26 protein-coding genes and 1 riboswitch are annotated in these 26,518 nt (G+C 59.3%); of the genes, 14 read left to right on the top strand and 12 right to left on the bottom strand.

What is annotated here, in order from left to right; genetic code table 11:
- The first annotated feature begins 53 nt into the window (after positions 1–53).
- The 4 genes from bioB to bioD are packed head-to-tail and all read left to right on the top strand — an operon-like array spanning position 54 to position 3,681.
- The gene (bioB, locus tag ACOTXI_RS03150; RefSeq protein WP_008501133.1) at positions 54–1,094 is read left to right on the top strand and encodes a biotin synthase BioB; all 1,041 of its coding nucleotides are present in this window, start codon (positions 54–56) and stop codon (positions 1,092–1,094) included.
- Positions 1,091–2,248: an 8-amino-7-oxononanoate synthase gene (bioF, locus tag ACOTXI_RS03145; protein WP_058654726.1), complete on the top strand. Its 1,158-nt coding sequence runs from the start codon at positions 1,091–1,093 to the stop codon at positions 2,246–2,248. Before bioB ends, bioF begins: the two co-directional genes overlap by 4 nt.
- A complete protein-coding gene (gene bioC / locus ACOTXI_RS03140) occupies positions 2,232–2,987 on the top strand; it encodes a malonyl-ACP O-methyltransferase BioC (protein WP_058654724.1) in 756 nt (251 codons plus the stop codon). Before bioF ends, bioC begins: the two co-directional genes overlap by 17 nt.
- Entirely contained in the window at positions 2,980–3,681 is a 702-nt protein-coding gene (bioD, locus tag ACOTXI_RS03135; RefSeq protein WP_023343618.1) for a dethiobiotin synthase, read from the top strand. The genes bioC and bioD overlap by 8 nt, the downstream gene beginning before the upstream one ends.
- Here the strand turns inward: bioD and ACOTXI_RS03130 are convergent.
- Positions 3,644–4,366 (bottom strand): ABC transporter ATP-binding protein, encoded by a 723-nt coding sequence (locus tag ACOTXI_RS03130; protein WP_058654723.1) that lies wholly within the window; start codon positions 4,364–4,366, stop codon positions 3,644–3,646. The genes bioD and ACOTXI_RS03130 overlap by 38 nt on opposite strands.
- A 751-nt stretch (positions 4,367–5,117) precedes the next feature.
- Here ACOTXI_RS03130 and uvrB point away from each other — a divergent pair.
- Positions 5,118–7,133: an excinuclease ABC subunit UvrB gene (uvrB, locus tag ACOTXI_RS03125; RefSeq protein ID WP_008501138.1), complete on the top strand. Its 2,016-nt coding sequence runs from the start codon at positions 5,118–5,120 to the stop codon at positions 7,131–7,133.
- Between the two features lie 89 nt (positions 7,134–7,222).
- Here uvrB and yvcK read toward each other — a convergent pair whose 3' ends face one another.
- Entirely contained in the window at positions 7,223–8,131 is a 909-nt protein-coding gene (yvcK, locus tag ACOTXI_RS03120; protein WP_008501139.1) for a uridine diphosphate-N-acetylglucosamine-binding protein YvcK, read from the bottom strand.
- 225 nt (positions 8,132–8,356) lie between these two features.
- Positions 8,357–8,491: riboswitch (molybdenum cofactor riboswitch) on the top strand.
- Between yvcK and moaA the strand changes: the two genes are divergently transcribed.
- From moaA to ACOTXI_RS03090, 6 genes are all read left to right on the top strand, one after another.
- The gene (moaA, locus tag ACOTXI_RS03115; RefSeq protein WP_008501140.1) at positions 8,479–9,468 is read left to right on the top strand and encodes a GTP 3',8-cyclase MoaA; all 990 of its coding nucleotides are present in this window, start codon (positions 8,479–8,481) and stop codon (positions 9,466–9,468) included. Its footprint overlaps the riboswitch before it by 13 nt.
- A gap of 24 nt (positions 9,469–9,492) precedes the next feature.
- Positions 9,493–10,005 carry a molybdenum cofactor biosynthesis protein B gene (gene moaB, locus ACOTXI_RS03110; RefSeq protein ID WP_008501141.1) on the top strand — a complete coding sequence of 171 codons (513 nt, stop codon included), beginning with the start codon at positions 9,493–9,495 and terminating at the stop codon, positions 10,003–10,005.
- A gap of 3 nt (positions 10,006–10,008) precedes the next feature.
- Positions 10,009–10,494 (top strand): cyclic pyranopterin monophosphate synthase MoaC, encoded by a 486-nt coding sequence (gene moaC, locus ACOTXI_RS03105; RefSeq protein WP_008501142.1) that lies wholly within the window; start codon positions 10,009–10,011, stop codon positions 10,492–10,494.
- Positions 10,487–10,732: a molybdopterin synthase sulfur carrier subunit gene (gene moaD / locus ACOTXI_RS03100; protein ID WP_008501143.1), complete on the top strand. Its 246-nt coding sequence runs from the start codon at positions 10,487–10,489 to the stop codon at positions 10,730–10,732. The genes moaC and moaD overlap by 8 nt, the downstream gene beginning before the upstream one ends.
- Before the next feature lies 1 nt (position 10,733).
- On the top strand, positions 10,734–11,186 hold the full coding sequence (moaE, locus tag ACOTXI_RS03095; RefSeq protein WP_008501144.1) for a molybdopterin synthase catalytic subunit MoaE: 453 nt from the start codon (positions 10,734–10,736) through the stop codon (positions 11,184–11,186).
- Between the two features lie 64 nt (positions 11,187–11,250).
- Positions 11,251–11,958: a Bax inhibitor-1/YccA family protein gene (locus ACOTXI_RS03090; protein ID WP_008501145.1), complete on the top strand. Its 708-nt coding sequence runs from the start codon at positions 11,251–11,253 to the stop codon at positions 11,956–11,958.
- 89 nt (positions 11,959–12,047) lie between these two features.
- Here the strand turns inward: ACOTXI_RS03090 and ACOTXI_RS03085 are convergent, their stop codons facing one another.
- From ACOTXI_RS03085 to ACOTXI_RS03075, 3 genes are read right to left on the bottom strand one after another with little or no spacing between them, the layout of a single operon-like run.
- A complete protein-coding gene (locus tag ACOTXI_RS03085) occupies positions 12,048–13,010 on the bottom strand; it encodes a lysylphosphatidylglycerol synthase domain-containing protein (RefSeq protein WP_008501146.1) in 963 nt (320 codons plus the stop codon).
- A complete protein-coding gene (clsB, locus tag ACOTXI_RS03080; RefSeq protein WP_058654720.1) occupies positions 13,010–14,248 on the bottom strand; it encodes a cardiolipin synthase ClsB in 1,239 nt (412 codons plus the stop codon). Before clsB ends, ACOTXI_RS03085 begins: the two co-directional genes overlap by 1 nt.
- Positions 14,245–15,006 carry an endonuclease/exonuclease/phosphatase family protein gene (locus tag ACOTXI_RS03075; RefSeq protein WP_008501148.1) on the bottom strand — a complete coding sequence of 254 codons (762 nt, stop codon included), beginning with the start codon at positions 15,004–15,006 and terminating at the stop codon, positions 14,245–14,247. Before ACOTXI_RS03075 ends, clsB begins: the two co-directional genes overlap by 4 nt.
- Before the next feature lie 133 nt (positions 15,007–15,139).
- On the opposite strand from ACOTXI_RS03075, the gene ACOTXI_RS03070 reads away from it, so the two are divergent.
- A complete protein-coding gene (locus ACOTXI_RS03070; protein ID WP_008501149.1) occupies positions 15,140–15,550 on the top strand; it encodes a YbhQ family protein in 411 nt (136 codons plus the stop codon).
- Here ACOTXI_RS03070 and ACOTXI_RS03065 read toward each other — a convergent pair.
- From ACOTXI_RS03065 to cecR, 5 genes are read right to left on the bottom strand one after another with little or no spacing between them, the layout of a single operon-like run.
- Entirely contained in the window at positions 15,512–16,618 is a 1,107-nt protein-coding gene (locus ACOTXI_RS03065; protein WP_008501150.1) for an ABC transporter permease, read from the bottom strand. The two genes, ACOTXI_RS03070 and ACOTXI_RS03065, sit on opposite strands and share 39 nt — an antisense overlap.
- A gap of 9 nt (positions 16,619–16,627) precedes the next feature.
- Positions 16,628–17,761, bottom strand: a complete 1,134-nt coding sequence (locus ACOTXI_RS03060; RefSeq protein WP_008501151.1) for an ABC transporter permease — start codon at positions 17,759–17,761, stop codon at positions 16,628–16,630.
- Positions 17,751–19,490, bottom strand: coding sequence for an ATP-binding cassette domain-containing protein (locus tag ACOTXI_RS03055; RefSeq protein ID WP_008501152.1), 1,740 nt, complete (start codon positions 19,488–19,490; stop codon positions 17,751–17,753). Before ACOTXI_RS03055 ends, ACOTXI_RS03060 begins: the two co-directional genes overlap by 11 nt.
- Positions 19,483–20,478 (bottom strand): secretion protein HlyD, encoded by a 996-nt coding sequence (gene hlyD, locus ACOTXI_RS03050; protein ID WP_008501153.1) that lies wholly within the window; start codon positions 20,476–20,478, stop codon positions 19,483–19,485. Before hlyD ends, ACOTXI_RS03055 begins: the two co-directional genes overlap by 8 nt.
- Entirely contained in the window at positions 20,475–21,152 is a 678-nt protein-coding gene (cecR, locus tag ACOTXI_RS03045) for a transcriptional regulator CecR (protein ID WP_008501154.1), read from the bottom strand. The genes hlyD and cecR overlap by 4 nt, the downstream gene beginning before the upstream one ends.
- A gap of 205 nt (positions 21,153–21,357) precedes the next feature.
- Here cecR and rhlE point away from each other — a divergent pair, with 205 nt between their 5' ends.
- Positions 21,358–22,737 carry an ATP-dependent RNA helicase RhlE gene (gene rhlE / locus ACOTXI_RS03040; protein ID WP_008501155.1) on the top strand — a complete coding sequence of 460 codons (1,380 nt, stop codon included), beginning with the start codon at positions 21,358–21,360 and terminating at the stop codon, positions 22,735–22,737.
- Between the two features lie 97 nt (positions 22,738–22,834).
- Complete coding sequence (gene dinG / locus ACOTXI_RS03035) at positions 22,835–25,012, top strand: ATP-dependent DNA helicase DinG (protein ID WP_008501156.1); 2,178 nt, start codon at positions 22,835–22,837, stop codon at positions 25,010–25,012.
- On the opposite strand, the gene ACOTXI_RS03030 is transcribed toward dinG, so the two are convergent.
- Together ACOTXI_RS03030 and ACOTXI_RS03025 are read right to left on the bottom strand one after the other, a co-directional pair.
- Entirely contained in the window at positions 24,999–25,502 is a 504-nt protein-coding gene (locus tag ACOTXI_RS03030) for a fimbrial protein (protein WP_008501157.1), read from the bottom strand. The two genes, dinG and ACOTXI_RS03030, sit on opposite strands and share 14 nt — an antisense overlap.
- Before the next feature lie 5 nt (positions 25,503–25,507).
- Positions 25,508–26,497 (bottom strand): fimbrial protein, encoded by a 990-nt coding sequence (locus ACOTXI_RS03025; RefSeq protein ID WP_008501158.1) that lies wholly within the window; start codon positions 26,495–26,497, stop codon positions 25,508–25,510.
- Positions 26,498–26,518 lie beyond the last annotated feature (21 nt).

Genomic DNA, 26,518 nt, shown 5'->3' with positions numbered 1-26,518 from the left:
GTTTACGAGTATAAACCGAACCGAAAATTAACAAAACCCTTTGGAGAAGCCCGATGGCTCACCACGCACGCTGGACGATGTCGCAAGTTACTGAATTATTCAACAAACCTTTCCTTGAGCTGATGTTCGAAGCCCAACAGGTGCATCGCCAGCACTTCGATCCCCGCCATGTTCAGGTCAGCACGCTGCTGTCGATCAAGACCGGCGCCTGCCCCGAAGACTGCAAATACTGCCCGCAGAGCGCGCGCTACAAAACCGGTCTGGAGTCAGAGCGCCTGATGGAGGTCGAGCAGGTCCTCGACTCCGCGCGCAAGGCGAAAAACGCTGGATCAACCCGCTTCTGCATGGGCGCGGCGTGGAAGAACCCGCACGATCGCGACATGCCGTATCTGGAGCAGATGGTGAAGGGCGTGAAGGAGATGGGCCTCGAAGCCTGCATGACCCTCGGCACGCTCAACGAAGAGCAGGCGCAGCGCCTCTCGGCGGCGGGGCTGGATTACTACAACCACAACCTCGACACCTCGCCGGAATTTTACGGCAATATCATCACCACGCGTACCTACCAGGAGCGTCTGGATACGCTGGATAAGGTGCGTGACGCGGGGATCAAGGTCTGCTCCGGCGGCATCGTGGGCTTAGGCGAGACGGTGAAAGACCGCGCGGGCCTGCTGCTGCAGCTGGCGAACCTGCCGACTCCGCCGGAAAGCGTGCCGATCAACATGCTGGTGAAGGTCAAGGGCACGCCGCTGGCGGATAACGAGGACGTGGATGCGTTTGATTTTATCCGCACCATCGCGGTGGCGCGCATCATGATGCCAACGTCTTACGTTCGCCTCTCAGCGGGCCGCGAGCAGATGAACGAGCAGACTCAGGCGATGTGCTTTATGGCCGGGGCCAACTCCATCTTCTACGGCTGCAAGCTGCTGACCACGCCGAACCCGGAAGAGGACAAAGACGTTCAGCTGTTCCGCAAGCTGGGGCTGAACCCGCATCAGACCGAGGTGCTGACGGGCGATAACGAGCAACAGCAGCAGCTGGAGCAGCAGATTTTTAACGCCGACACCGACCAGTTCTACAACGCGGCAGCCGTATGACCTGGCAGGCACGTATCAACTCTGCGCTCGACGAGCGTCGGGCGGCAGAGGCATTTCGCGTTCGCAGGGTGGTGGAAAACGGCGCGGGCCGTTTTCTTACCCGTGAAGGCCAGCAGTTCTGCAATTTCTCCAGCAACGACTATCTCGGGCTCAGCCAGCATCCGGCCATTATCCGCGCCTGGCAGCAGGGCGCGGAGCGGTTTGGCGTGGGCAGCGGCGGATCGGGACACGTCAGCGGATACACCACGGCGCATCAGGCGCTGGAAGAGGCGCTTGCCGACTGGCTGGGCTACCCGCGCGCGCTGCTGTTTATCTCCGGCTTTGCCGCCAACCAGGCGGTCATCACGGCCCTGATGGGCAAGGACGATCGCATTGTCGCCGATCGCTTAAGCCACGCCTCCCTGCTGGAGGCGGCAAATTTAAGCCCGGCGCAGCTGCGGCGTTTTGCCCATAACGATGCGGGGCAGCTTGCTGCGCTGCTGGATAAACCCTGCGACGGACAACAGCTGGCGGTCACGGAAGGGGTGTTCAGCATGGACGGCGACAGCGCGCCGCTTGCCGCGCTACACGAGGCCGCAAAGCGGCAGCATGCCTGGCTGCTGGTGGACGATGCCCACGGCACTGGCGTGATGGGCGACGAAGGGCGCGGGAGCGCATACCAGCAAAACGTGAAGCCGGAGCTGCTGATTGTCACCTTCGGCAAAGGCTTTGGCGTCAGCGGCGCCGCCGTGCTGTGCAGCGAACCCGTCGCCGACTATCTGCTGCAGTTTGCCCGCCACCTGATTTACAGCACCAGCATGCCTCCGGCGCAGGCCGTAGCGCTGTCAGCGTCGCTGGCGGTGATACGCAGCGCAGAAGGAGATGAGCGTCGCCAGCGGCTGGCAGAGCATATTGCGCGCTTCCGTCAGGGACTCGCGGCGCTGCCTTTCCACAGTCCCGATTCGCAGAGCGCTATCCAGCCGGTGATTGTCGGTGAAAATGCCCGCGCGCTGGCACTGGCACAGGCGCTGCGCCAGCGGGGCATGTGGGTCACGGCCATCCGCCCGCCCACCGTCCCACCGGGCACGGCGCGGCTGCGCTTAACCCTGACGGCGGCGCATGAAGCACAGGATATTGAGACGTTGCTGGAGGCGCTCCATGATGCCGGTGAATAAGCAGGCCATCGCGGCGGCATTCGGCCGCGCCGCGCAGAGCTATTCGCAGCATGATGAGCTGCAGCGTTTGAGCGCGCAGGGGCTTCTGGCCGCCCTTGGCGAGACCTCGTTTGCGCAAGTGCTGGACGCCGGCTGTGGTCCCGGCAGCAACAGCCGCTACTGGCGCGGGGCGGGAAGCCAGGTGACGGCTATCGATCTCTCAGCCCGGATGCTGGAAGAGGCACGCCAGCGGCAGGCGGCAGATCGTTATCTGCTGGCCGATATCGAGGCGATCCCGCTGGCGGACGCGCAGTTCGATCTGGTCTGGAGCCATCTGGCGGTTCAGTGGTGCAGTAGCCTGCCGCAGGCCCTGCGCGAGCTTTATCGCGTGACGCGGCCGGGCGGGAAGGTGGCCTTTACCACCCTGCTGGAAAGTTCGCTGCCGGAGCTGAATCAGGCCTGGCGGGCAGTCGATGAACAGCCGCACGCTAACCGGTTTTTATCGCATGAGCAGGTGACGCAGGCGCTGGCAGGCTGGCGCTATCGCAGCACGATGCAGACCATCACGCTCAATTTTAGCGATGCGTTCAGCGCCATGCGTTCGCTGAAGGGCATCGGCGCCACGCACCTGCATACCGGACGCGAGAAAAAACCGCTTACCCGGGGGCAGCTGCAGCGCCTTGAGCTGGCCTGGCCGCAGCAGCGGGGGCATTTCCCGCTCTCCTATCAACTTTTTCATGGGGTTATCGAACGTGACTGAACGTTATTTTGTCACCGGCACGGACACAGAAGTGGGCAAAACGGTTGCCAGCACGGCATTGCTGCAGGCGGCACGGCTGCTCGGGAAAAACACCGCCGGGTATAAGCCCGTGGCGTCCGGCAGCGAGATGACGGCGGAAGGGTTACGCAACACCGACGCGCTGGCGCTCCAGCGTAACAGCACGCGTGAACTCGCCTATTCTGCAGTTAATCCGTACACCTTTGCCGAACCGACCTCGCCGCACATTGTCAGCGCGGATGAAGGCCGTCCGATTGATTTCGCCGTGCTGTCTGCCGGACTGCGGACGCTGGAAAATCAGGCCGACTGGGTGCTGGTGGAAGGGGCCGGCGGCTGGTTTACGCCGCTTTCAGACACGCAGACGTTTGCTGACTGGGTGCAGGCCGAGCAGCTTCCGGTCATTCTTGTCGTCGGCGTCAAGCTGGGCTGCATCAATCACGCCATGTTGACCGCACAGGCCGTACAGCAGGCAGGGCTGCGTCTTGCGGGCTGGATAGCCAACGACGTGGTTGCGCCGGGTAAACGCCATCAGGCGTATCTGGCGACGCTCAGGCGCGTCCTTCCCGCGCCGTGCCTCGGGGAGATCCCCTGGCTGGCTGACGGCGCGGAAAATGCCGAAACCGGACGTTATCTCGATCTCAGCGTTTTGCTTCCCGCGACATCCAGTGAGCGATAAGCTCGTCATCCAGTTCGTTAACGTGGCCCTGCGCCACGTTACGCCCGCGATAGAGCAGACAGAAACGGTCCGCCACCCGGCGGATAAACGACAGCTGCTGCTCCGCTAACAGCACCGTCATCCCTAACTCCCGGTTTAAGCGCCCCAGCAGCTGCACCAGCTTCTGGGCAACGCTGTGCCCCGCGCCGTGCAGCGGTTCATCCAGGATCAGCAGGTGAGGGCGGTTCACCAGCGCATTAGCCAGCGCCAGCTGATACTGGTCGTCCGGAGAGAGCATGTTGGCGCGGGTTCGTCGCAAGGCATAGAGCGCCGGGAACAGGTCGTAAACGTCATTTTTCGCCTCCGGGTTCGGTTTCCCCGTCGCCCGCATGGCGATATGCAGGTTCTCCTCAATCGTGAGCTGGGAGAAGATCCGCCTGTCCTGCGAGACATAGCCTATTCCCGGCCCGGAACGCTGTTCTGGTGGCGGATTGAGCAAATCGCGCGGCGGCGCGCCCGCCTCATACCAGATGATGCTGCCGCTTTCGACGGGCACTTTCCCGGCGATGCAGTTCATGAGGGTGGTTTTCCCCATCCCCGGCAGGCCAACGACGCCTGTACACATCCCTTGCGGAAAATCTAAATCCACATTCCATAGCGTATGTTGACTTCCGTAAAACTGATTCACTGCACGCAGGCTCAACATCTTTCTCTCCTTAAAAATGTGTGTAGGTGTGGCTCGTTGTTAAACTGCAAAACCCCTGCCATAAAGCGGAAAGTGATTAAAAAAGCGTCTTTTTTAGGAATAAGCCACAGAAGCGCGGGGGTTAAAAAGGGGGATTGCACATCGACGGTGCCGACGGTGTTGAGTTGTGGTGCAGAGCCAGAAATGATGGAAATGTGAGCAAGATCTCGTCAGTTGGTTATGAATGACGCGACTGTTAATCAGCAAAAAAGAGCTATAAAAATTTTTTGCTGCCGCCTCGTGGGAAAATCCGGGAATTTGCAGAGCGCCAGTCTGTATGGGCTGGAAGCAGTTATCCACTATTCCTGTGGATAACCATGTGCATTAGAGTTAGAAAACACGCGATAAGCGAGAGAAGACGCGGCTTACGCCCAAATTGACGCGAAACGCGGCTTTAGAAAATATCGTTTATTTTTTAACTGGTTAGATAAAATCAATTCCCGTCATGAAAGTGTCACCCGTTGCCATAAAACTATCATTACCTGGCTTGACAAATGTTAAAAAAGAAAAAGTTCTGGGGATAACCTGACCTGACTGGTGTTTTATGTTGCCACTGTCCAAATTTTGGCCGCTATCACGCTAATCATTCAGGCGCTATGCTAAATATCCTGACATGCTACTGGTTTTTCATCCAGTGTTTTTTACTGGCATTCCTGGCAACAAGGAGTAAAATTATTCACCTGCCGCTTATAACGTCATCAGGTTGTCGCCCATGAGTAAACCGTTCAAATTGAATTCTGCTTTCCGTCCGTCTGGCGATCAGCCTGAAGCGATCCGTCGTCTGGAAGAGGGGCTGGAAGATGGGCTGGCGCACCAGACGCTGCTCGGGGTTACCGGCTCGGGTAAAACCTTTACCATTGCCAACGTGATTGCGGATCTCCAGCGCCCTACGATGGTGCTGGCGCCCAACAAAACCCTGGCGGCGCAGCTTTACGGCGAGATGAAAGAGTTCTTCCCGGAAAACGCCGTTGAGTATTTCGTCTCCTACTACGATTACTACCAGCCAGAAGCCTATGTGCCGAGCTCTGATACCTTCATCGAGAAAGATGCGTCGGTGAACGAACACATTGAGCAGATGCGACTGTCGGCCACTAAGGCGCTGCTGGAGCGTCGCGATGTGGTTGTGGTGGCCTCTGTTTCGGCGATTTACGGCCTGGGCGACCCGGATCTCTATCTCAAGATGATGCTGCACCTGACGCAGGGGATGATCATCGACCAGCGCGCGATTTTGCGTCGTCTGGCGGAGCTGCAGTACACCCGCAACGACCAGGCCTTCCAGCGTGGTACGTTCCGCGTGCGCGGCGAAGTGATCGACATCTTCCCGGCGGAATCGGACGATATGGCGCTGCGCGTTGAGCTGTTTGACGAGGAGGTCGAACGCCTGTCGCTCTTCGACCCGCTTACAGGACACGTTGAGTCGGTGATCCAGCGCTTCACCATCTACCCGAAAACGCACTACGTGACGCCGCGCGAGCGTATCGTGCAGGCGATGGAAGAGATCAAAGTGGAGCTGGCCGAGCGCCGCAAAGTGCTGCTGGCGAACAATAAGCTGCTGGAAGAGCAGCGCCTCAGCCAGCGTACTCAGTTCGACCTGGAGATGATGAACGAGCTGGGCTACTGCTCCGGCATCGAAAACTACTCCCGCTTCCTCTCCGGGCGCGGGCCGGGCGAGCCGCCGCCGACGCTGTTTGATTACCTTCCGGCCGACGGTTTGCTGGTGATCGACGAATCCCACGTCACGATCCCGCAGATCGGCGGAATGTACCGCGGCGACCGGGCGCGTAAAGAGACGCTGGTGGAGTACGGATTCCGCCTGCCGTCAGCGCTGGATAACCGCCCGATGAAGTTCGAAGAGTTTGAGGCGCTGGCGCCGCAAACCATCTACGTCTCGGCCACGCCGGGCAACTACGAGCTGGAAAAATCGGGCGATGAGGTGGTTGACCAGGTAGTGCGTCCGACCGGGCTGCTGGACCCGATTATCGAGGTGCGTCCGGTGGCGACGCAGGTAGACGACCTGCTCTCTGAGATCCGCGCCCGTTCCGCCATTAACGAGCGCGTGCTGGTGACCACGCTCACCAAGCGTATGGCGGAAGACCTGACCGAGTATCTCGAAGAGCACGGCGAGAAGGTGCGTTATCTGCACTCGGATATCGATACCGTGGAGCGCATGGAGATTATCCGCGACCTGCGCCTGGGCGAGTTTGACGTGCTGGTAGGGATTAACCTGCTGCGGGAAGGTCTGGATATGCCGGAAGTCTCGTTGGTGGCGATTCTGGACGCGGATAAAGAGGGCTTCCTGCGTTCCGAGCGTTCGCTGATTCAGACCATTGGCCGCGCCGCGCGTAACGTCAACGGTAAAGCGATTCTGTACGGTGACAAAATTACCCCGTCGATGGCGAAAGCGATCGGTGAGACGGAGCGCCGCCGCGAGAAACAGCAGCGCTACAACGAAGAACACGGCATTACGCCGCAGGGGCTGAACAAGAAGGTGGTGGATATTCTGGCGCTGGGCCAGAACATTGCCAAAACCAAAGCGAAAGGCCGCGGCAAGGCGCGTTCAGTGGTGGAAGAAGATACCGTCGTGCTGACGCCAAAAGCGCTGCAGCAGAAGATTCACGAGCTGGAAGGGCAGATGATGCAGCACGCGCAGAACCTGGAGTTCGAAGAGGCGGCGCAGATCCGCGACCAGCTTCATCAGCTACGGGATCTGTTTATCGCGGCATCGTGAGTTTTTTGCCCGGTGGCGCTGCGCTTACCGGGCCTACAGGTTTAGCGTCTTTTGTCGCCCCGGTAAGCGCAGTGCCACCGGGGTTTTTGTTAACCCAACGCCTGAATCGCTTTCTCCAGCGCCTCGCGCAGCAGGTGGCGGTCGTGACGGTACTTGATGTCTGAGGCCTCCAGCGGCTCCTGCACCACCACGCGATCGCCAATCCCTGTCACATCCACTTTTGGCCCAACCACGACACCGTCGATAATTTTCTTACCGACGTACTGCTCCATCAGGTCCAGCTTGTCCGCCAGCGACAGGCTCGCCGCTGCCGGGCTCAGCTCACGGCCCAGGTTACCGATATAGACCATCGGCGCCGGGGTGCGGCGCAGCGCCTGCGCAAGCTCTTTCACCAGCAGGATCGGCATCAGGCTGGTGTAAAAGCTGCCCGGGCCGATCAGAATTAAATCCGCATCGCCAATTGCTTCTACGGCTTCACGCGTCGCCGGCACGCTCGGGTAAGTCATCAGCTCTTTGGGCGGCAGCAGAAGCTGGTCAATATTCACCTCGCCGTACACTTCATGCCCTTCGGCGTCGATGGCCATCAAGTCAACCGGTTGTTCAGACATGGGGATCAGGAATGCGTCCACTTTGAGCAGGTTACGGATCAGATTGATGGCTTCAAGAGGCCTTACGCTCAGGTGATCCAGCGCCTTTAACATCAGATTTCCGAGGTTATGCCCGGAAAGTTCGCCATTGCCGCCAAAACGGTACTCAAACATCGCCGACGCGACGCTCGGCTCGGTAATTAACTGGTTCAGGCAGTTGCGCATATCGCCCCAGGCAATACCGCCTTCGGCACGTCTGATCCGCCCGGTTGAGCCGCCGTTATCGGTGGTGGTCACTATCCCTGTCAGCCTTGAGCCGAGTGACGACAAAGAGGACATAACGCGGCCCAGGCCGTGGCCTCCGCCAAGAGCGACCACTCGGTCAAGATCCGCAAAAGTGCGATTGCGCATACGTATTCCTTATCACGTTCGATCGCGTAACAGTAACCTAACTACCCCTAAAAGACGATGCCTCACCCGAAGCAAAATGACGTATATCAATGTGAAAGTGCAGTTTTTAGGTATTCTGTAGCGAAAATGCAGGATTGATTCGCTATATACGCAATTATATAGCGAAAAGCGATAATGGCGCTGTCAGACTTTCCGCGCTACTATCGCCTTAACCACGTTTTCAACACTGAAAACATACACTCTAGCCCTTGTGCCTGTGTCGAAAGATATGGCGCTCTGGCCGTGGCGAATTTGCCACCAGGGTACAGAAAGAAATGACTGTGCCTCCCGTATCTGGAAAGGTGTACATGGCTTCACAACTTACTGATGCTTTCGCGCGTAAGTTTTATTACTTACGTCTGTCGATTACCGATGTGTGCAACTTCCGTTGCACCTACTGCCTGCCCGACGGCTACAAACCGGGCAGCGTCACCAATAACGGCTTTCTCTCCGTGGATGAAGTGCGCCGCGTCACGCGCGCCTTCTCTGAGCTCGGCACCGAAAAAGTGCGTCTGACCGGCGGTGAACCCTCTCTGCGCCGTGATTTCCCGGACATCATTGCCGCCGTGCGTGAAAACGACCGCATTCGCCAGATTGCCGTGACCACCAACGGTTACCGCATGGCGCGCGACGTGGCCACCTGGCGCGATGCGGGCTTAACCGCCATTAACGTCAGCGTGGACAGTCTCGACGCCCGCCAGTTTCACGCCATTACCGGCCAGGATAAATTCCGCCAGGTGATGGACGGCATCGACGCGGCGTTCAGCGCCGGGTTCGAGAAGGTCAAAGTCAATACGGTGCTGATGCGCGACGTCAACCACCATCAGCTGGACACCTTCCTCGCCTGGATCAAATCCCGCCCCATTCAGCTGCGCTTTATTGAGCTGATGGAAACCGGCGAGGGCAGCGAGCTGTTCCGCCGTCATCACATCTCCGGCATGGTGCTGCGCGACGCGCTGCTGAAACGCGGCTGGATCCACCAGATCCGCCAGCGCAGCGACGGCCCGGCGCAGGTCTTCTGCCATCCTGATTACGAAGGCGAAATTGGGCTTATCATGCCTTACGAGAAAGACTTCTGCGCCAGCTGCAACCGCCTGCGCGTCTCTTCCGTCGGCAAACTCCATCTCTGCCTGTTCGGGGACGGCGGCGTGGACCTGCGCGATCTGCTGGCAGACGATGCCCAGCAGGAGGCACTTGAAGCGCGCATTTCTGAAGCGCTGACGCATAAAAAACAGACCCACTTCCTGCATCAGGGCAATACCGGCATTACTCAGAACCTGTCTTACATCGGCGGGTAATCAGGCTTAAGAAGGAATCAGAAGATGAGTCAGGTAAGCGCAGAATTTATCCCGACACGCATTGCTATCCTTACCGTTTCCGACCGCCGTGGCGAAGAGGATGATACCTCCGGCCACTGGCTGCGCGAGGCGGCCCATGACGCGGGGCATCACATCGTCGATAAAGCGATCGTGAAGGAGAACCGCTACGCCATTCGCGCGCAGGTCTCTCAGTGGATCGCCAGCGATGAGGTGCAGGTGGTGCTGCTCACCGGCGGCACCGGCTTTACCGCAGGCGATCAGGCCCCCGAAGCGCTGATCCCGCTGTTCGATCGCGAGGTGGAAGGCTTCGGCGAGGTGTTCCGCATGCTCTCCTTTGAAGAGATTGGCACCTCCACGCTCCAGTCGCGCGCCGTTGCCGGGGTGGCGAACAACACCCTGATTTTCGCCATGCCGGGCTCGACCAAAGCCTGCCGCACCGCGTGGGAAAACATCATCGCCCCGCAGTTGGATGCCCGTACCCGTCCGTGTAATTTCCATCCCCATTTAAAGAAATAAGCTATGTCACAACTGACCCACATTAACGCCGCTGGCGAAGCGCATATGGTGGATGTCTCCGCCAAAGCGGAAACGGTGCGCGAAGCGCGCGCCGAAGCGTTCGTCACCATGCTGCCGGAAACGCTGGCGATGATTATCGACGGCAGCCATCACAAGGGTGATGTCTTTGCCACCGCCCGCATCGCCGGTATTCAGGCCGCCAAGCGCACCTGGGACTTAATTCCGCTGTGCCATCCGCTGATGCTGAGCAAGGTGGAGGTAAACCTGCAGGCGCAGCCGGAGCACAATCGCGTGCGCATTGAATCGCTGTGCCGCTTAACCGGCAAAACCGGCGTGGAGATGGAGGCGCTGACGGCAGCGTCCGTGGCCGCGCTGACCATCTACGACATGTGCAAAGCGGTGCAGAAAGACATGGTGATTGGCCCGGTTCGCCTGCTGGCAAAAAGCGGCGGCAAATCCGGAGATTTTAAGGTGGACAGCCATGATTAAGGTGCTCTTTTTTGCGCAGGTGCGCGAGCTGGTGAATACCGACAGCCTGACGCTGGATGCGTCTTTTGAAAACGTTGCGGCCCTGCGTGCGCATCTGGCGGCACAGAGCGACCGCTGGGCGCTGGCGCTCGACGAAGGCAAGCTGCTGGCCGCCGTTAACCAGACGCTGGTGGAGCTTACCCATCCGCTGAAGGCCGGGGATGAAGTGGCCTTCTTCCCGCCGGTCACAGGGGGCTAATATGAGTGAAACCCGCATTCTGGTTGGCCCTGAGCGCTTTAACGTAGGGACGGAATACAGCTGGCTGGCGGAACGCGACGAAGACGGTGCGGTCGTGACCTTTACCGGCAAAGTGCGCAATCACAACCTCGGTGACAGCGTGAAGGCGCTGACGCTGGAGCACTATCCCGGCATGACCGAAAAATCGCTGGCGGAGATAGTGGTCGAGGCGCGAGGCCGCTGGCCGCTCGGACGCGTCACGGTGATTCACCGTATCGGCGAGATGTGGCCCGGCGAGGAGATTGTCTTTGTCGGGGTGACCAGCGCGCACCGCGGCAGCGCGTTTGCGGCAGGGGAGTTCATTATGGATTACCTCAAAACCAAAGCGCCGTTCTGGAAGCGCGAAGCCACGCCGGAAGGCGATCGCTGGGTAGAATCTCGCGACAGCGATAAACAGGCCGCCAGCCGTTGGTAGTCGGTTTACGTGGATGTGTTACTCTTAACGAGTGTGTCTACTTAATCTTAATCAGGAGTGAATCATGGACCGATTTCCGCGTTCCGATTCAATAGTGCAGCAGACCCGTAGCGGCCTGCAGACGTATATGGCTCAGGTGTACGGCTGGATGACGGTCGGCCTGTTGCTTACCGCGTTTATCGCGTGGTATGCGGCGAATACGCCGGAGCTGATGATGTTTATCTTCTCCAGCAAAATCACCTTCTTTGGGCTGATTATTGCGCAGCTGGCGCTGGTGTTTGTGCTTTCGGGTCTGGTGCACAAGCTAAGTGCCGGCATGGCAACGACCCTGTTTATGCTCTATTCGGCGCTAACGGGGCTGACGCTTTCCAGTATTTTCATCGTTTACACCTACTCCTCCATCGCCAGCACCTTCGTGGTCACCGGCGGGATGTTTGGTGCGATGAGCCTGTACGGCTACACCACGAAGCGCGATCTGAGCGGTTTCGGCAGCATGCTGTTTATGGGGCTGATCGGGATTGTGCTGGCGTCACTGGTGAACCTGTGGCTCAAGAGCGACGCGCTGATGTGGGCCGTGACCTATATCGGGGTGGTGCTCTTCGTCGGGTTGACGGCCTATGACACCCAGAAGCTGAAAAACATCGGCGAGCAGATCGACGTGCGCGACAGTTCAAACCTGCGCAAATACTCGATTCTGGGCGCGCTGACGCTCTATCTGGACTTCATCAACCTGTTCCTGATGCTGCTGCGGATTTTAGGCAACCGTCGTTAAGATTGCTTTGCCGGGTGGCGGCTTCGCCTTGCCCGTCCTGCGAAGCGCGAACCGTAGGTCGGGTAAGGCGAAGCCGCCACCCGACTTATTCACTTCGCTAGCATCCTCTCATTCTTCGCCCGCAGCTTTTTCGCCCGACTTTCCAGCACCAGATAGCAGACCGTTGCCAGCGCCAGCGGCAGGAAGTAATACAGCATCCTGTACGCCAGCAGGGCGGCGATAATCGTTCCCTGAGAAACATGCTCCCCGGCCAGCAGGGCAATAAACACCGCCTCGAGCACGCCGATCCCCGCCGGAATGTGCACAATCACCCCGGCAATGCTGCTCACCAGCAGCACGCCCAGCACGAAGAAGTAATTGACGTCCTCGCCAATCAGCAGCCAGATAATCGCCCCCATGGCCATCCAGTTGGCGCTGGAGACCGCCATCTGCAGCACCGCAAACTTCCACGAGGGCAGGACCAGCTTTTGCCCTTTGATGGTCATATGGCGGCGCTTTGCAAACGCGCAGGCCCAGAGATAAACGGCGATAATCAGCAGCAGCACGATGCCCAGAATGCGCAGCGTGGCCTCGTCGATATACCAGTGCGCGGGCAGCTGCACGACGCCGATGGTGAAGATCACCCCGCCGAGCAGGATATAGCCCAGCCAGTTGGTGGTAATGCTCAGGGAAAAAATACGCGTGATGGTCCCGCCCGGCAGGCCGAGCCGCGAGTAGAGGCGATAGCGCATGCCAATCCCCCCGACCCAGGTGCTCAGCGTCAGGTTAAAGGCGTAGCAGATAAACGACACCAGCATCACCTGACGTTTGGCCAGCTTGTGGCCGCAGTAGGCCCGACCCAGAAGGTCATAGCAGCCGTACATCAGGTAGCTCACGATAACCAGCCCCGTCGCGCCCAGCAGCACCATCCGGTTATAGTTGCGGATGACCTTCCACACCTCTTCCCAGTCCACTTTCTGCGCGTAGACCACCAGCAGCACCGCGACGGCAATAAAGAATACCCAGGTGAGGATCTTTTTTGCCAGACGCCAGCGTGGATGCGATTTTGACATCAGGGTTTGCCTCCGTCTTCCGCTTCTATGCGGTCCTGGGTTTCCATTTCGGGTTGTACCGGCGGGTCCACCTGCGCCAGCTTCGGCGTATGCGCCGGCAGCCAGCCGACCATCGCCGGGAAATGCCGCAGGAAGTGGAACACCACCACGCTGATGCCCAGGTTCCACCAGGTGCGTTTGGGAACCATAGACTCATCCACGCGCACGCAGTCGTTAACGATCAACGCCTGCAGGTTATCCCGCAGGGTCTGGTTAAACTGGCGGTCGTGAATGATCAGGTTGGCTTCAAGGTTAAGCGACAGGCTCAGCGGATCGAGGTTGCTGGAGCCCACGGTGGCCCAGTGATCGTCCATCAGCGCGACTTTGCCGTGCAGCGGTCGACGACGATATTCGTAGATCTGGACGCCGCCCTTCACCAGGTAGTTGTACAGCAGCCGCGCCCCGGCTTTGACGATCGGCATATCCGGCTCGCCCTGGACAATCAGCTTCACGCGCACGCCGCGTCTTGCTGCATTTCGCATGGCATGCAGCAGTCGATAGCCCGGGAAAAAGTAGGCGTTAGCGATGATCACTTCGCGCTTGGCGTTGGCCAGCATCTTGAGATAGTGACGTTCAATGTCGTCCCGGTGCTCGCCGTTGTCGCGCCAGACGAAAAGCGCCTGCGCTTCGCCGGGCTTCCGGTTCTCTTCCGGGCGATGGCGGCGTCGCCACCAGCGGCGTACGGCCTCTTTCCCCGGCAGGTTCTCCAGCTCAAACAGCAAGATGTCCTGCACCACCGGGCCTTCAATGCGAATGGCGTAATCCTGCTTCGCTTCCGGGCCGTAGTCGGACATATGTTCCGCCGAGTAGTTAATGCCGCCGACAAACGCTACCGTCTCATCCACCACCACAATTTTGCGGTGCATTCGGCGGAAAAGATTGGTCCGCATGCCGAACAGGCGAGGGCCGGGATCGTAGTAGCGGAATACCACGCCTGCGGCGGTCAGTTCATTGACGAACCCATCGCTGAGGTCCGGCGAGCCGTAGCCATCCAGCAGTACTTCAATTTTGACGCCGCGCTGTGCGGCGCGCAGGAGCACGCTGTGCAGCTGCTTGCCGACGTTGTCTTCGAACCAGATAAAGGTTTCGAGGATCACCTTCTGCTGGGCGTTATCAATTGCCTTAAACACGGCCGGGTAATACTCGTCCCCGTTGACCAGCAGCGTGATCCGGTTGCCTTCCTGCCAGGAACATTTCATAAGTGGATCTCCGCGCTGAGCGGGGCATGGTCGGAAAGATGCCGCCAGTTGAGAAGCGCCAGGGCGGTCGGGCTGCTGGCGTGGGCATTTTTAACGTAGATGCGGTCAAGCCGCAGCAGCGGGAAACGGACCGGGAACGTGCGCGCAGGCCTGCCGTTCGCCCGGGTGAAGATCTCCTCCAGCCCGGCATCCACCTTCAACGGATGGTTTGCCCGCTGGCGCCAGTCGTTGAAATCGCCTGCCACGACAACAGGTTCACCGTCAGGCAGCGCGTTGGCCCATTCGGCCAGCATTTTCAGCTGCGCCTGACGATGGGCTTCGCGCAGTCCCAGATGAACGCAGCCGACGTGGATGGGCAGCTCAAGGTCGGGCGGGGTAATGCGGCAGTAGAGCAGGCCGCGTTTTTCGCTCTCCCCGACGGAAACGTCGCGGTTTTCATAATGTTCAATGGGATAACGCGACAGCACCGCGTTGCCGTGATGACCTTCAGGATAGACCGCGTTGCGGCCGTAGGCGTAATCGCTCCACATGGTATCGGCCAGAAATTCATAGTGCGGCGTGTCGGGCCAGTTCTCAAAGTGAAGCGGATGTACTTCGTGCGCGCCCATCACCTCCTGCAGGCAGACAATATCCGCGCTGACGGTGCGCACCGCGTCGCGCAGCTCCGGTAAAATGAAGCGGCGGTTAAATGCTGTGAAGCCCTTATGAATGTTTATCGTCAGCACTTTAAGCGAGAAATGCTGCATTTTTTTCGTCATAAGCTCCTTCCTGAGTGACTATCCCGATGAAAATAAAGTGTAGTCGTCGTCACAAAAAGATGCGGCGTTACGGAATTTTCCGTAAAGTGCGGTAGTCTGATTAAGCAGAGAAAAATCCTTCAGGAGAGAAGCCATGAAGTGGCAACAACGTGTTCGTGTCGCAACTGGCCTGAGTTGCTGGCAGATAATGTTGCATTTACTGGTCGTGGCCGTACTGGTGATGGGCTGGATGAGCGGCACGCTGGTACGTGTTGGCCTGGGGCTATGCGTCCTTTACGGCGTCACCGTGCTGTCGATGCTGTTTTTACAGCGCCACCATGACGCGCGCTGGCGCGAGGTGGGTGACGTGCTCGAAGAGCTCACCACCACATGGTACTTTGGTGCGGCGATGATTGTTCTGTGGCTGCTGTCACGCGTGCTGCAAAACAACCTGCTGCTGGCCCTGGCGGGTCTGGCAATCCTCGCAGGGCCTGCGGTGGTCTCGTTGCTGACCAAAGAGAAAAAGCTACGCGATGTTGCGTCTAAACATCGCATAGGCCACTGAGCCTGTCGTGGCCGCGATGACCAGTAGCGGCCACAAACTTCCCCAGACAATATCCAGACTCGCATCCTTCAGATAGATCTGCTTGGTGATATCCGTAAAGTGGCGTATCGGGTTTATCCACGTCAGATCCTGGAGCCACACCGGCATATTCTCAACCGGCGAGACGTACCCGGAGAGCAGGATCGCGGGCATCATAAAGACGAATACCCCGATAAACGCCTGCTGCTGCGTCGAGCAGAGTGCGGAAATCAGCAGCCCAAACCCCACCAGCGACAGCCCGTAAATCACCATCGTGAAGTAAAACAGCGCCAGCGATCCGGCGAACGGGATCTGGTAGGCCCATATTCCCACGCCCAGCACGATGGTCGCCTGGAAGGTGGCGACAATCAGCGCCGGCACCGCTTTGCCGACGAAAATTTGCCAGGTGGCGAGCGGAGAGACCAGCAGCTGATCCAGCGTGCCCTGTTCGCGCTCGCGGGCGACGGAGAGAGAGGTCACAATCATCACCCCGATGGTGGTGATCATGGCGATCAGCGACGGCACCACAAACCACTTGTAGTCCAGATTTGGGTTATACCAGTTGCGCACCACCAGTTCGCTGTTGTTGGGCTTCGGTTTGCCGTCCATCAGCTCCTGCTGGTAATCCTTAACCACCTGCTGGAGGTAGTTGGCCGCAATCTGGGCGCTGTTGGAGTTGCGCCCGTCGAGGATCAGCTGCATCGGCGCGGTCTGGAAGGTATCCAGATTGCGGGAGAAATCCGCCGGGAACCGCACCAGCAGCAGCGCTTTTTGCGTGTCGATGGTGGGCTGAATGTCCTGCGGGCTTTTCAGCAGCAGGATGTGGGTAAAGGCCTTCGCACGCGCAAAGCGCTGCGTCAGCTCGACGGAATGTTTGCCGTTGTCTTCGTTGTAAATGGCAATGGTGGCGTTGGTCACCTCAAGGGTGGCGGCAAACGGGAACAGTAAAACCTGGATCAGCACCGGCAACACCAGAATGGCGCGGGTTTGCGGCTCGCGCAGCAGGGATTGCAGCTCTTTGCGTATTAACGTCCATAAACGGTGAAACATGCGCGCTCCTTAATCTAACCGCCGTTTGGTTTTCATCCACGTCAACCCGATAAACATCACCGCCGACGCCATTAAAAACAGCGTGTTGATAATCAGCACTACCGGAATATTCCCCGCCAGGAACAGGCTTTGCAGCGTGCTCACGAAGTAGCGCGCCGGGATAATGTAGGTCACGGCGCGGATGACGGCAGGCATGCTGTCTATCTGGAAGATAAACCCGGACAGCATAATCGACGGCAGGAAAGCGGCGTTCAGCGCCACCTGCGCGGCGTTAAACTGGTTGCGGGTGATGGTGGAGATGAGCAGCCCCATCCCCAGCGTGCTGAGTAAAAACAGGCTGGTGATAAAGAACAGCACCACCAGCGAGCCGCGGTACGGCACGCCGAGGATAAAGACGGACACCAGCATGCAGAGCAGCATCGCCAGCATGCCGAGGAAGTAGTAGGGAATAAGCTTGCACAGCAGCAGCTCGACGCGCGTCACTTCGGTGGAAAGCAGCGCCTCCATGGTGCCGCGCTCCCACTCGCGGGCGATAACCAGCGAGGTCAGAATCGCGCCGATCACCGTCATAATAATCGTCACCGCGCCCGGAATAATAAAGTGCTGGCTGATGGCGGCGGGGTTAAACCAGTAGCGCGTCTGCACGTCGATAAGCGGTTCAAACGTCTCGCCCCGGTCTTCCGCGCGCTGCATCTGCCAGAGTTGCCAGATCCCCTCCGCGTAGCCCTGCACGAAGTTCGCGGTGTTCGGCTCGCTGCCGTCGGTGATGACCTGGATCGGCGCATCGGTATTTGCCCGCGCCATGTTGGCGGCAAAATCCACAGGAATGACGATAAGACCGCGAATCTTCCCGGCCTGCATCTTCTGGATCAGCTCCTGGCGGTTGTCGCTGATGGTGGCATCAATGTAGGGCGAACCGGTCATGGCGTGGGTAAAGTCCAGCGCCTCTTCGCTCTGCTGTTCGAGTAAAATCCCGACCCGCAGCTTGCTGGAGTCCAGGTTAATGCCGTAACCAAAGATAAACAGCAGCAGCAGGGGGATCACCACCGCAATCAGCCAGCTGCTGGGATCGCGCACGATCTGCCGCGTCTCTTTTACGCACAGGGCGCGCACCCGGCGCCAGGAAATGGCGTTACTGCGCATGGGCATTCTCCTTATCCCAGTCGTGGATGAGGGTGATAAACGCCTGCTCCATGGTCGGGTCCGGCACCGCGTCGTCGGCGGCCTGGTTTTTCAGGTCGTCCGGCGTGCCGTGGGCAATCAGCTTGCCGCGATACACCAGCCCGATGCGGTCGCAGTACTCCGCCTCGTCCATGAAGTGGGTGGTCACCATCACGGTTACCCCTTTTTCCACCATGCTGTTGATATGCAGCCAGAACTCGCGGCGGGTGAGGGGATCAACGCCGGAGGTCGGCTCGTCCAGAAACAGAATATCCGGCTCGTGCATCAGCGAGCAGGCCAGCGCCAGCCGCTGCTTAAAGCCGAGCGGCAGTTCGTCGGTGGCGTGGGAAGCAATCGTCGTTAACCCGAAGGCGTCGCTCATGCGGCGGATTTTCTCGTTCTGCGCCCGTCCGCGCAGGCCGTACACGCCGGAGAAAAAGCGCAGATTCTGCTCGACCGTCAGGTTGCCGTACAGCGAGAACTTCTGCGCCATATAACCCAGGTGCTGGCGCGCCTTGCCGGAGCTGACTTTGAGATCCATATCCAGCACCAGCGCTTTGCCGGACGTCGGCACCAGCAGGCCGCACATCATCTTAAAGGTGGTGGATTTTCCCGCGCCGTTTGGTCCGAGCAGGCCAAAAATCTCGCCGCGCTTCACGGCAAAATTCACGTTGTCAGTGGCGGCGAAATCCCCGAACTTTTTGGTGAGGGATTTGGCTTCGATCACCGTTTCGCCTGGCGTACCTTCCACCGTGTGCAGGATCGCCCCAAGCGGCGACTCGGAGGTCCCCGCGCCGCCCAGCAGGTCGATGAACGCATCTTCAAAACGCGGCGCCGTCTCTTCTATCTCAATCGTCGGCATCCCAGGCGCCCGGCGAATATCGTCGACGGTGGCCTCTTTTTTGAGGATGACCCGCACCGAGCGGCCCTGAATCATCCCGTCGCTGACCTGCGGCAGCCTGAGCACCCGCTGCAGCAGCGAGCGGTTGGACGCCTGCGGGCTGTGCAGCAGGAAGCTGCGCCCGGCCATGCTCTGCGTCAGCGTCGTCGGCTCGCCCTGATAGAGCAGCTCGCCTTCGTTCATCAGCAGCACGTCCCGGCACTGCTCCGCTTCGTCGAGGTAGGAGGTGCTCCAGAGGATTAGCATCCCGTCGCCCGCCAGCTCGTGCACCATCTGCCACAGTTCTCGTCGCGATATCGGGTCGACGCCGACGCCGGGCTCGTCCAGCAGCAGCACCTTCGGCTCGCCCACCAGCGTGCAGGCCAGCCCCAGCTTCTGCTTCATCCCGCCGGAGAGCTTGCCCGCCAGCCGGTCGGTGAACGGGCCGAGCGAGGTAAATTCCAGCAGGCGGGCGAAGGTTTTCTCCCGGGTTTCTCCGGTGACGCTGCGCAGGTCGGCGTACAGGTTCAGGTTTTCCATCACCGTCAGGTCTTCATACAGGCCAAACTTCTGCGGCATATAGCCGAGCATGGCGTGGAGCGGGCCGTCGTCTTTTATCGGATCCAGGCCCAGCACGCGGGCCGATCCTTCATCCGGCTTCAGCAACCCCGCCAGCATCCGCATCAGCGTGGTTTTCCCCGCGCCGTCCGGACCGACCAGCCCGGTCACGTAGCCTTTCCGGATGGTGCAGTTCAGCGGCGCGACCGCAGGCTTATCCATCCCCTTAAAGCGTTTAACCAGACTGTTGAGCTGAATAACCGCGTCATTCATGTCGTTCCCCGCTGTTCACTTTTACGGTGACGGGCATGCCCTGGCGCAGGGCGTCGTCCGCATCGGTCACGATGATGCGCAGGCGATACACCAGGTCGGTACGCAGGTCCGGCGTTTCAACCGTTTTCGGCGTGAATTCGGCGGTAGGGGAGACAAAGCCCACCTTGCCGTGATACGGCTTGTCCGGGCGACCGTCGGTATAGAGCAGCAGCTCGCGGCCCGGCTGCATCTGGCCGAGATTGGGCTCATCAATGTAGGCGCGCACCCACACCGGACGGGTGAGCGACAGGGTTAAAACGGTGCTTCCGGCGCTGAGCATGCTGCCCGGCTCGACGGCGCGGGTCATCAGCGTGCCGTCAGACGGTGCGATGAGCGTGGTGTCGTGCAGATCCAGCTCTGCCTGCGCCAGCTGGGCCTGCGCCTGTTCAAGGCTGGCTTTCGCCTGGGCGATATCCTGCGGGCGGTTACCGGTGTGGTACTGGCTTAATTTATCCTGCGCGGACTTCAGGGTTGCCTGCGCCTGGTCGCGGGAGGAGCGCGCATTTTCCAGGTCATTCGCGGAAATGGTGCGGCTTTTCCAGAGCCCCTGCTGACGAGCGTAGAAGTTCTGCGCGTAGTCATAGGCCGCCTGCGCCTGTTTGACGGCGGCAGCGGCCTGGGCGATCTCTTCGTCGCGATAGCCGGCCAGCATCAGGTCATACTGCGCCTGCGCAACGGAGACGCCCGCTTTGGCCTGCAGCAGCGCGTTCTCATAGGGCGCTTTGTCCAGCATCCCCAGCGTCTGCCCGCTTTTAATGGCATCGCCTTCGTCCACGTTCAGCGAGGCGAGACGTCCGCCCACGCGGAAGCTCATGTTCACCGTGCGAATATCCACGTTACCGTACAGCGTCAGGCCTTTATCCTGATGGCTCTGGTACCACAGCCATCCACCGACGCCCGCGGCAAGCAACACAACGACCACCAGAATGATGGCGACAGGTTTTTTCATGACTTCAGGCTCCTTTGCGTTAAGCCTTGCAGGATCAGATCGAGATGACAGGCGATCACCTCACCGATCTGCGCGGCTTTATCCTCATCAAATTGTGTCCAGCCGGTGCGTAACAGGATGGTTTCCCGGCCCAGACGGAAGGCAAGGATTTCACCCAGCAGGGCGTGGGTATGCAAAATTGTCGCGGTATCGTTGGCATCCCGCCCGGTATAGGCGGCGATCAGCCGGGTCAGGTGGGTATGCATCGGGGCAATGACCCGATCGTGTACCCGCTGGTAGGCGGCAGTGGGGGAGAGCTGCTCGCGGGAGATAAACTTGCTCAGGTTGAGCGTATCGTCGTGCGTCAGCACGCGGATCATGTTGTGGCAGGCACTCAGGATCAGCTGGCGGATGGCCTCGCGATCGGGCGACGGCTGGCCGAGCAGCGCGGTGGCCTCCTCGACGTGCGGGTGAAACTGCGTGCCGATAAAATCGGCAATCCACTCGGCGCAGGCGAGATATAAATCCTCTTTTGAGCCAAAATAGTAGGTAATCGCCGCAATGTTCTGCCCCGCCAGCGCCGCGATATCCCGGGTGGTCGCGTGCAGCCCGTACTCGCCAAACTGCGCCAGCGCGGCGGCAATAAGCTGGTTTTTGGCCTGTTCACCTTTGGTTGTTGTGGGTGTTGTATTCATGGCGGCATTAAAAATTAATCAATCGATTGATTAAGATTATGCTTGATTTGCATCCCCGTCGAGGGAACGCGGAGGGATATTTTATGCGCCACGTCACAAAAGCTGCTACACTCCGCCCCTTCGCGACATTGTGGTTTTTGTCCTCTCAATTGTTATATCTCCCTGAAAACTACACCTGTGATGGTCGGGGCGGTTCGGAGTTTTTATGTCTTTTGATTCCCTTGGCCTGAACCCGGAAATTCTGCGCGCGATCGCAGAGCAGGGCTACGTTGAGCCAACCCCAATCCAGCAACAGGCTATTCCTGCCGTTCTTCAGGGCCGTGACCTGATGGCCAGCGCCCAGACCGGCACCGGTAAAACCGCGGGCTTTACGCTGCCGCTGTTAGAACTGCTGGTAAAAAATCAGCCGCACGCCAAAGGCCGTCGTCCGGTTCGTGCGCTGATCCTCACCCCAACCCGCGAGCTGGCCGCGCAGATTGGCGAGAACGTGCGTGACTACAGCCGCTATCTCAACATTCGCTCGCTGGTGGTGTTCGGCGGGGTCAGCATCAACCCGCAGATGATGAAGCTGCGCGGCGGCGTGGACGTGCTGGTGGCAACGCCGGGCCGTCTGCTGGATCTGGAACACCAGAACGCGGTGAAGCTGGATAACATCGAAATTCTGGTACTGGACGAAGCCGACCGCATGCTCGACATGGGCTTTATTCACGACATTCGCCGCGTGCTGGCCAAGCTGCCGCCGCGTCGTCAGAACCTGCTCTTCTCCGCGACCTTCTCCGACGAGATCAAGGCGCTGGCGGAAAAGCTGCTGCATAACCCGCTGGAAGTGGAAGTGGCGCGCCGCAACACCGCCTCTGAGCAGGTGACGCAGCACGTTCACTTTGTGGATAAAAAGCGCAAGCGCGAACTGCTCTCCCAGATGATCGGCCAGGGTAACTGGCAGCAGGTGCTGGTCTTTACCCGCACCAAGCACGGCGCGAACCACCTGGCGGAACAGCTGAACAAAGACGGCATCCGCAGTGCGGCGATCCACGGCAACAAGAGCCAGGGGGCGCGTACCCGTGCGCTGGCGGACTTCAAGTCTGGCGACATCCGCGTGCTGGTGGCGACCGACATCGCCGCCCGTGGCCTCGACATTGAAGAGCTGCCGCACGTGGTGAACTACGAGCTGCCAAACGTGCCGGAAGACTACGTGCACCGTATCGGCCGTACCGGTCGTGCGGCGGCCACCGGTGAAGCGCTCTCTCTGGTGTGCGTGGACGAGCACAAGCTCCTGCGCGACATCGAACGCCTGCTGAAGAAAGAGATCCCGCGCATCGAAACCCCGGGTTATGAAGTGGATCCGTCGATCAAAGCCGAGCCGATTCAGAACGGTCGCCAGGGCGGTCGCGGTCAGGGCGGCGGTGGTCGCGGCCAGCAGCCGCGTCGTGCCGAAGGTGGCGCGCCGAAGACAGCGGGCAAACCGCCGCGTCGTGGCAACGACAGCAAACCGGCCGGTGACAATCCGTGGCGCAGCGGCGAAGGCAAGCCGGCAGGGGAAGGGCAGCGCCGACGCCGCCCGCGCAAGCCTGCTAACCCGCAGTAATCTGGAAGCCCGGTCGTAAAGCCGGGCTTTTCTTTTTGCGGCAGCGAAGAGAAAGTGCCACAATAGTGGCTGTTTATACAGTATTTCAGGTTTTCCAATGGCTTTAACCGCGGCGCTGAAAGCGCAAATAGGCGCCTGGTATAAGGCGCTACAGCAGCAGATCCCCGATTTTATCCCCCGAGCGCCGCAGCGGCAGATGATTGCCGACGTGGCAAAAACGCTCGCCGGGGACGACGGGCGACATCTGGCGATTGAAGCCCCGACCGGCGTCGGGAAAACCCTGTCGTATCTCATTCCCGGCATCGCCATCGCGCGGGAGGAAGACAAAACGCTGGTGGTCAGCACTGCCAACGTGGCCTTGCAGGACCAGATCTTCAGCAAAGATTTGCCCCTGCTGCGCAAAATCATCCCCGACCTGCGGTTTACGGCCGCCTTTGGTCGCGGGCGCTACGTCTGCCCGCGTAACCTGGCAGGGCTTGCCAGCAGCGAGGCGTCGCAACAGGATCTGCTGGCGTTCCTCGACGACGATCTCACGCCAAACAACAAAGCCGAGCAGGAGCTCTGCGCAACGCTGAAAGGCGATCTCGATGGCTATAAATGGGATGGCCTGCGCGATCACACCGATAAAGCCATCAGCGACGATTTGTGGCGCAGGCTCAGCACGGACAAAGCCAGCTGTCTGAACCGCAACTGTCACTATTATCGCGAATGCCCGTTCTTCGTCGCCCGGCGTGAAATTCAGGAAGCCGAAGTGGTGGTGGCTAACCACGCCCTGGTGATGGCGGCGCTGGAGAGTGAAGCGGTGCTGCCTGAGCCGAAAAACCTGCTGCTGGTGCTCGACGAAGGCCACCATCTGCCCGACGTGGCGCGCGACGCGCTGGAGATGAGCGCAGAAATTACCGCCCCCTGGTTCCGCCTGCAGCTGGATCTCTTCTGCAAGCTTGTCGCCACCTGCATGGAGCAGTTCCGGCCGAAAACCACGCCGCCGCTGGCGGTGCCGGAGCGTCTGAGCGACCACTGCGAAGAGGTTTACAGCCTTATCTCGTCGCTGAACAACATCCTGAATCTTTATCTTCCCGCAACCCAGGAGGCGGAACACCGCTTTGCGATGGGCGAACTGCCGGAGGAGGTGATGGAGATTTGCCAGCAGCTGGCGAAGCATCTGGAAAAGCTGCGCGGGCTGGCGGAGATGTTCTTAAACGATCTCAGCGAGAAAACCGGCACCCATGACGTTGTTCGCCTGCACCGCATTCTGCTGCAAATGAACCGTGCGCTCGGCATGTTCGAAGCCCAGAGCAAGCTCTGGCGGCTGGCCTCGATGGCGCAGGCGTCGGGCGCGCCGGTCACCAAATGGGCCACCCGTGAAATGCGCGACGGCCAGGTCCACCTGTTTTTCCACTGCGTGGGCATCCGTGTGGCCGATCAGCTGGAAAAGCTCATCTGGCGCAGCGTGCCGCACGTGGTCGTGACCTCCGCCACGCTGCGCTCCCTGAACAGCTTCTCGCGGCTGCAGGAGATGAGCGGCCTGAAAGAGAAAGCGGGCGATCGTTTTGTCGCGCTGGATTCGCCGTTTAACCACTGCGAGCAGGGGAAGCTGGTGATCCCGCGCATGAAGTATGAGCCGCTTATTGACAACGAAGAGCAGCACATTGCGGAGATGGCGGCCTACTTCCGCGAACAGGTTGAGAGCAGAAAGTACCCCGGCATGCTGGTGCTGTTTGCCAGCGGACGGGCGATGCAGCGTTTTCTGGAACATGTGACCGACCTGCGCCTGCTTCTGCTGGTCCAGGGCGACCAGCCCCGTTACCGGCTGGTGGAAACCCATCGCAAGCGCATCGATAACGGCGAGCGCAGCGTGCTGGTAGGATTGCAGTCCTTCGCGGAAGGTCTGGATTTGAAGGGCGATTACCTGACGCAGGTGCATATTCATAAAATTGCTTTCCCGCCCATCGACAGCCCGGTCGTTATCACCGAGGGCGAGTGGCTGAAGAGCCTCAACCGTTATCCGTTTGAGGTGCAGAGTTTACCTGCGGCGTCGTTTAATCTTATTCAGCAGGTCGGGCGTCTGATCCGTAGCCACGGCTGCTGGGGGGAGGTGGTGATTTATGACAAGCGTCTGCTCACTAAAAATTACGGCCAACGGTTGTTAAACGCGCTGCCGATCTTTCCGATTGAACAGCCAGAGGTCCCCGAGGTAAAAAAACGCCCGGCAACACTGACCGCCGGGCGCAGGAAAAGCATCCGTGCTAAGGGGCGCGGTCCTACTGGTAAGTGAAGGTCACCTGCACCACGCTGCTGAACGTCCCCGCGCTCACCGGCATGGAGGTGGCGTAGTAGCGTGCGGCGAGTGGGAAGGTGGCCGTGTGATCGTTTTGATTAATCACCGCGTTAAAGCTCGCCTGCGGAGCGATGAGAATATTGTCCTGCCGGTCTGCCAGCTCCAGCGCCAGCCCCTTTGCGCTGCCGATATTGGCGAATTTAGTGGGGTGCGTGCTGTCCGCCTGGCCATAGAAGTAGGCGGTGGCAAGCGCGAGGCTTGGCGGGCAGTGGGATACTGACAGGGAAAAGTCTTTCCACTCGCCGGTATCGCCCACGTCTTTAAAATCACCGGATGCCGCCTGACCTAAATCCACCGTCAGGTTCCGGCTGGCGCTGTCGATGATGCAGGTATTGGCGTAAATGTTGCCCGTCATCTGGATCTGAATATCCTCGGCGTGTGCCTGGGCGATCAGCCCCAGCGCCAGAAACGCAATTATCTTCTTCATGTCAGTTACTTATAAGCAAGCGTGATGGTGGCAACGGTGTTGGCCGGACCGGGAGTGACCACGTCGCTGACCTGCTCGTAGCGCACCTCAAACGGTATGGTCAGCGTTTCGTTGGCAATGGCTTCGCTTCGGGTGTTAACGTAGGTATCAAAGGTGGCGATATTGTCGTCGAACAGCATTCGGACACCGACGCCCGTCGCGGCGCCAGTCTGCTGCGTGAGTTTCAGCACCCCTTCGAAGGCCGTTTCATAGCCGTTTGAGCTGGTAATTTTCACTTCAGGCTGTACGGTGCTGTTGCAGTTCACCGTGACGTCAAAGTTTCGTGCCGGGGAAGAGAGCATCCCCACGCTGATAAAATCGCTGACCGGGAAATCCCCCAGATTGACCGTCAGGTTTTTCGGCAGGACGGAGCAGGTGACCTCTTTCAGAATAACGTTGCCAGCATAGGAGATGGTGTTGGGATCGCCCAGCCCTTCGTGGTGATAAACCCCGATCCCAAAACGGGTCTGACTTTGATTCAGCGTGCCTGACGCTACGGTATCGCTGGTTTTGACCAACTCCAGCGTAACGTCGAAATTAAAGGTCTGTTTGCCATCGCTGGAAACATAACCCAACGGCGTTCCTGTGGAAATGCAGTTAACGCCTCCGGCTCCGCTGATGCGCTGCCCCTGATCGTTCATCAGGGCCACACCGATCCCAGGGACTCCGGAATCGTAAACACCTTTCAGGCCTGGAATCTCAGACCCTGTGCCGTAGTAACAAGAGACAATTTCCAGCCCCTTATCTTCCGCATTGTCACAATTACCGGCGATATGGGCGATTTGCTCTGTACCCGGGATCGTTTCGCCAACGGCCAGCGTCGTGGGAACGGAGATAGAGGCCACGTTGATCATTTTCGGCAGGTCTGGCGTAGTACAGGTCGCCTTCGCATGCGGCATAAATAACGCGGCGGTTCCCAGAACCAGTAAGAAAAAGCACTGTTTAATCATTTGCATAATCGTTAGCCTGAACGGTGG

It is taken from the genome of Enterobacter cloacae complex sp. BZL2005, from assembly GCF_049238885.1.
Lineage (GTDB): Bacteria > Pseudomonadota > Gammaproteobacteria > Enterobacterales > Enterobacteriaceae > Enterobacter > Enterobacter roggenkampii.
The sequence above is the reverse complement of the archived record's forward strand: the minus strand, read 5'-3'. Positions and strand labels throughout refer to the sequence as shown.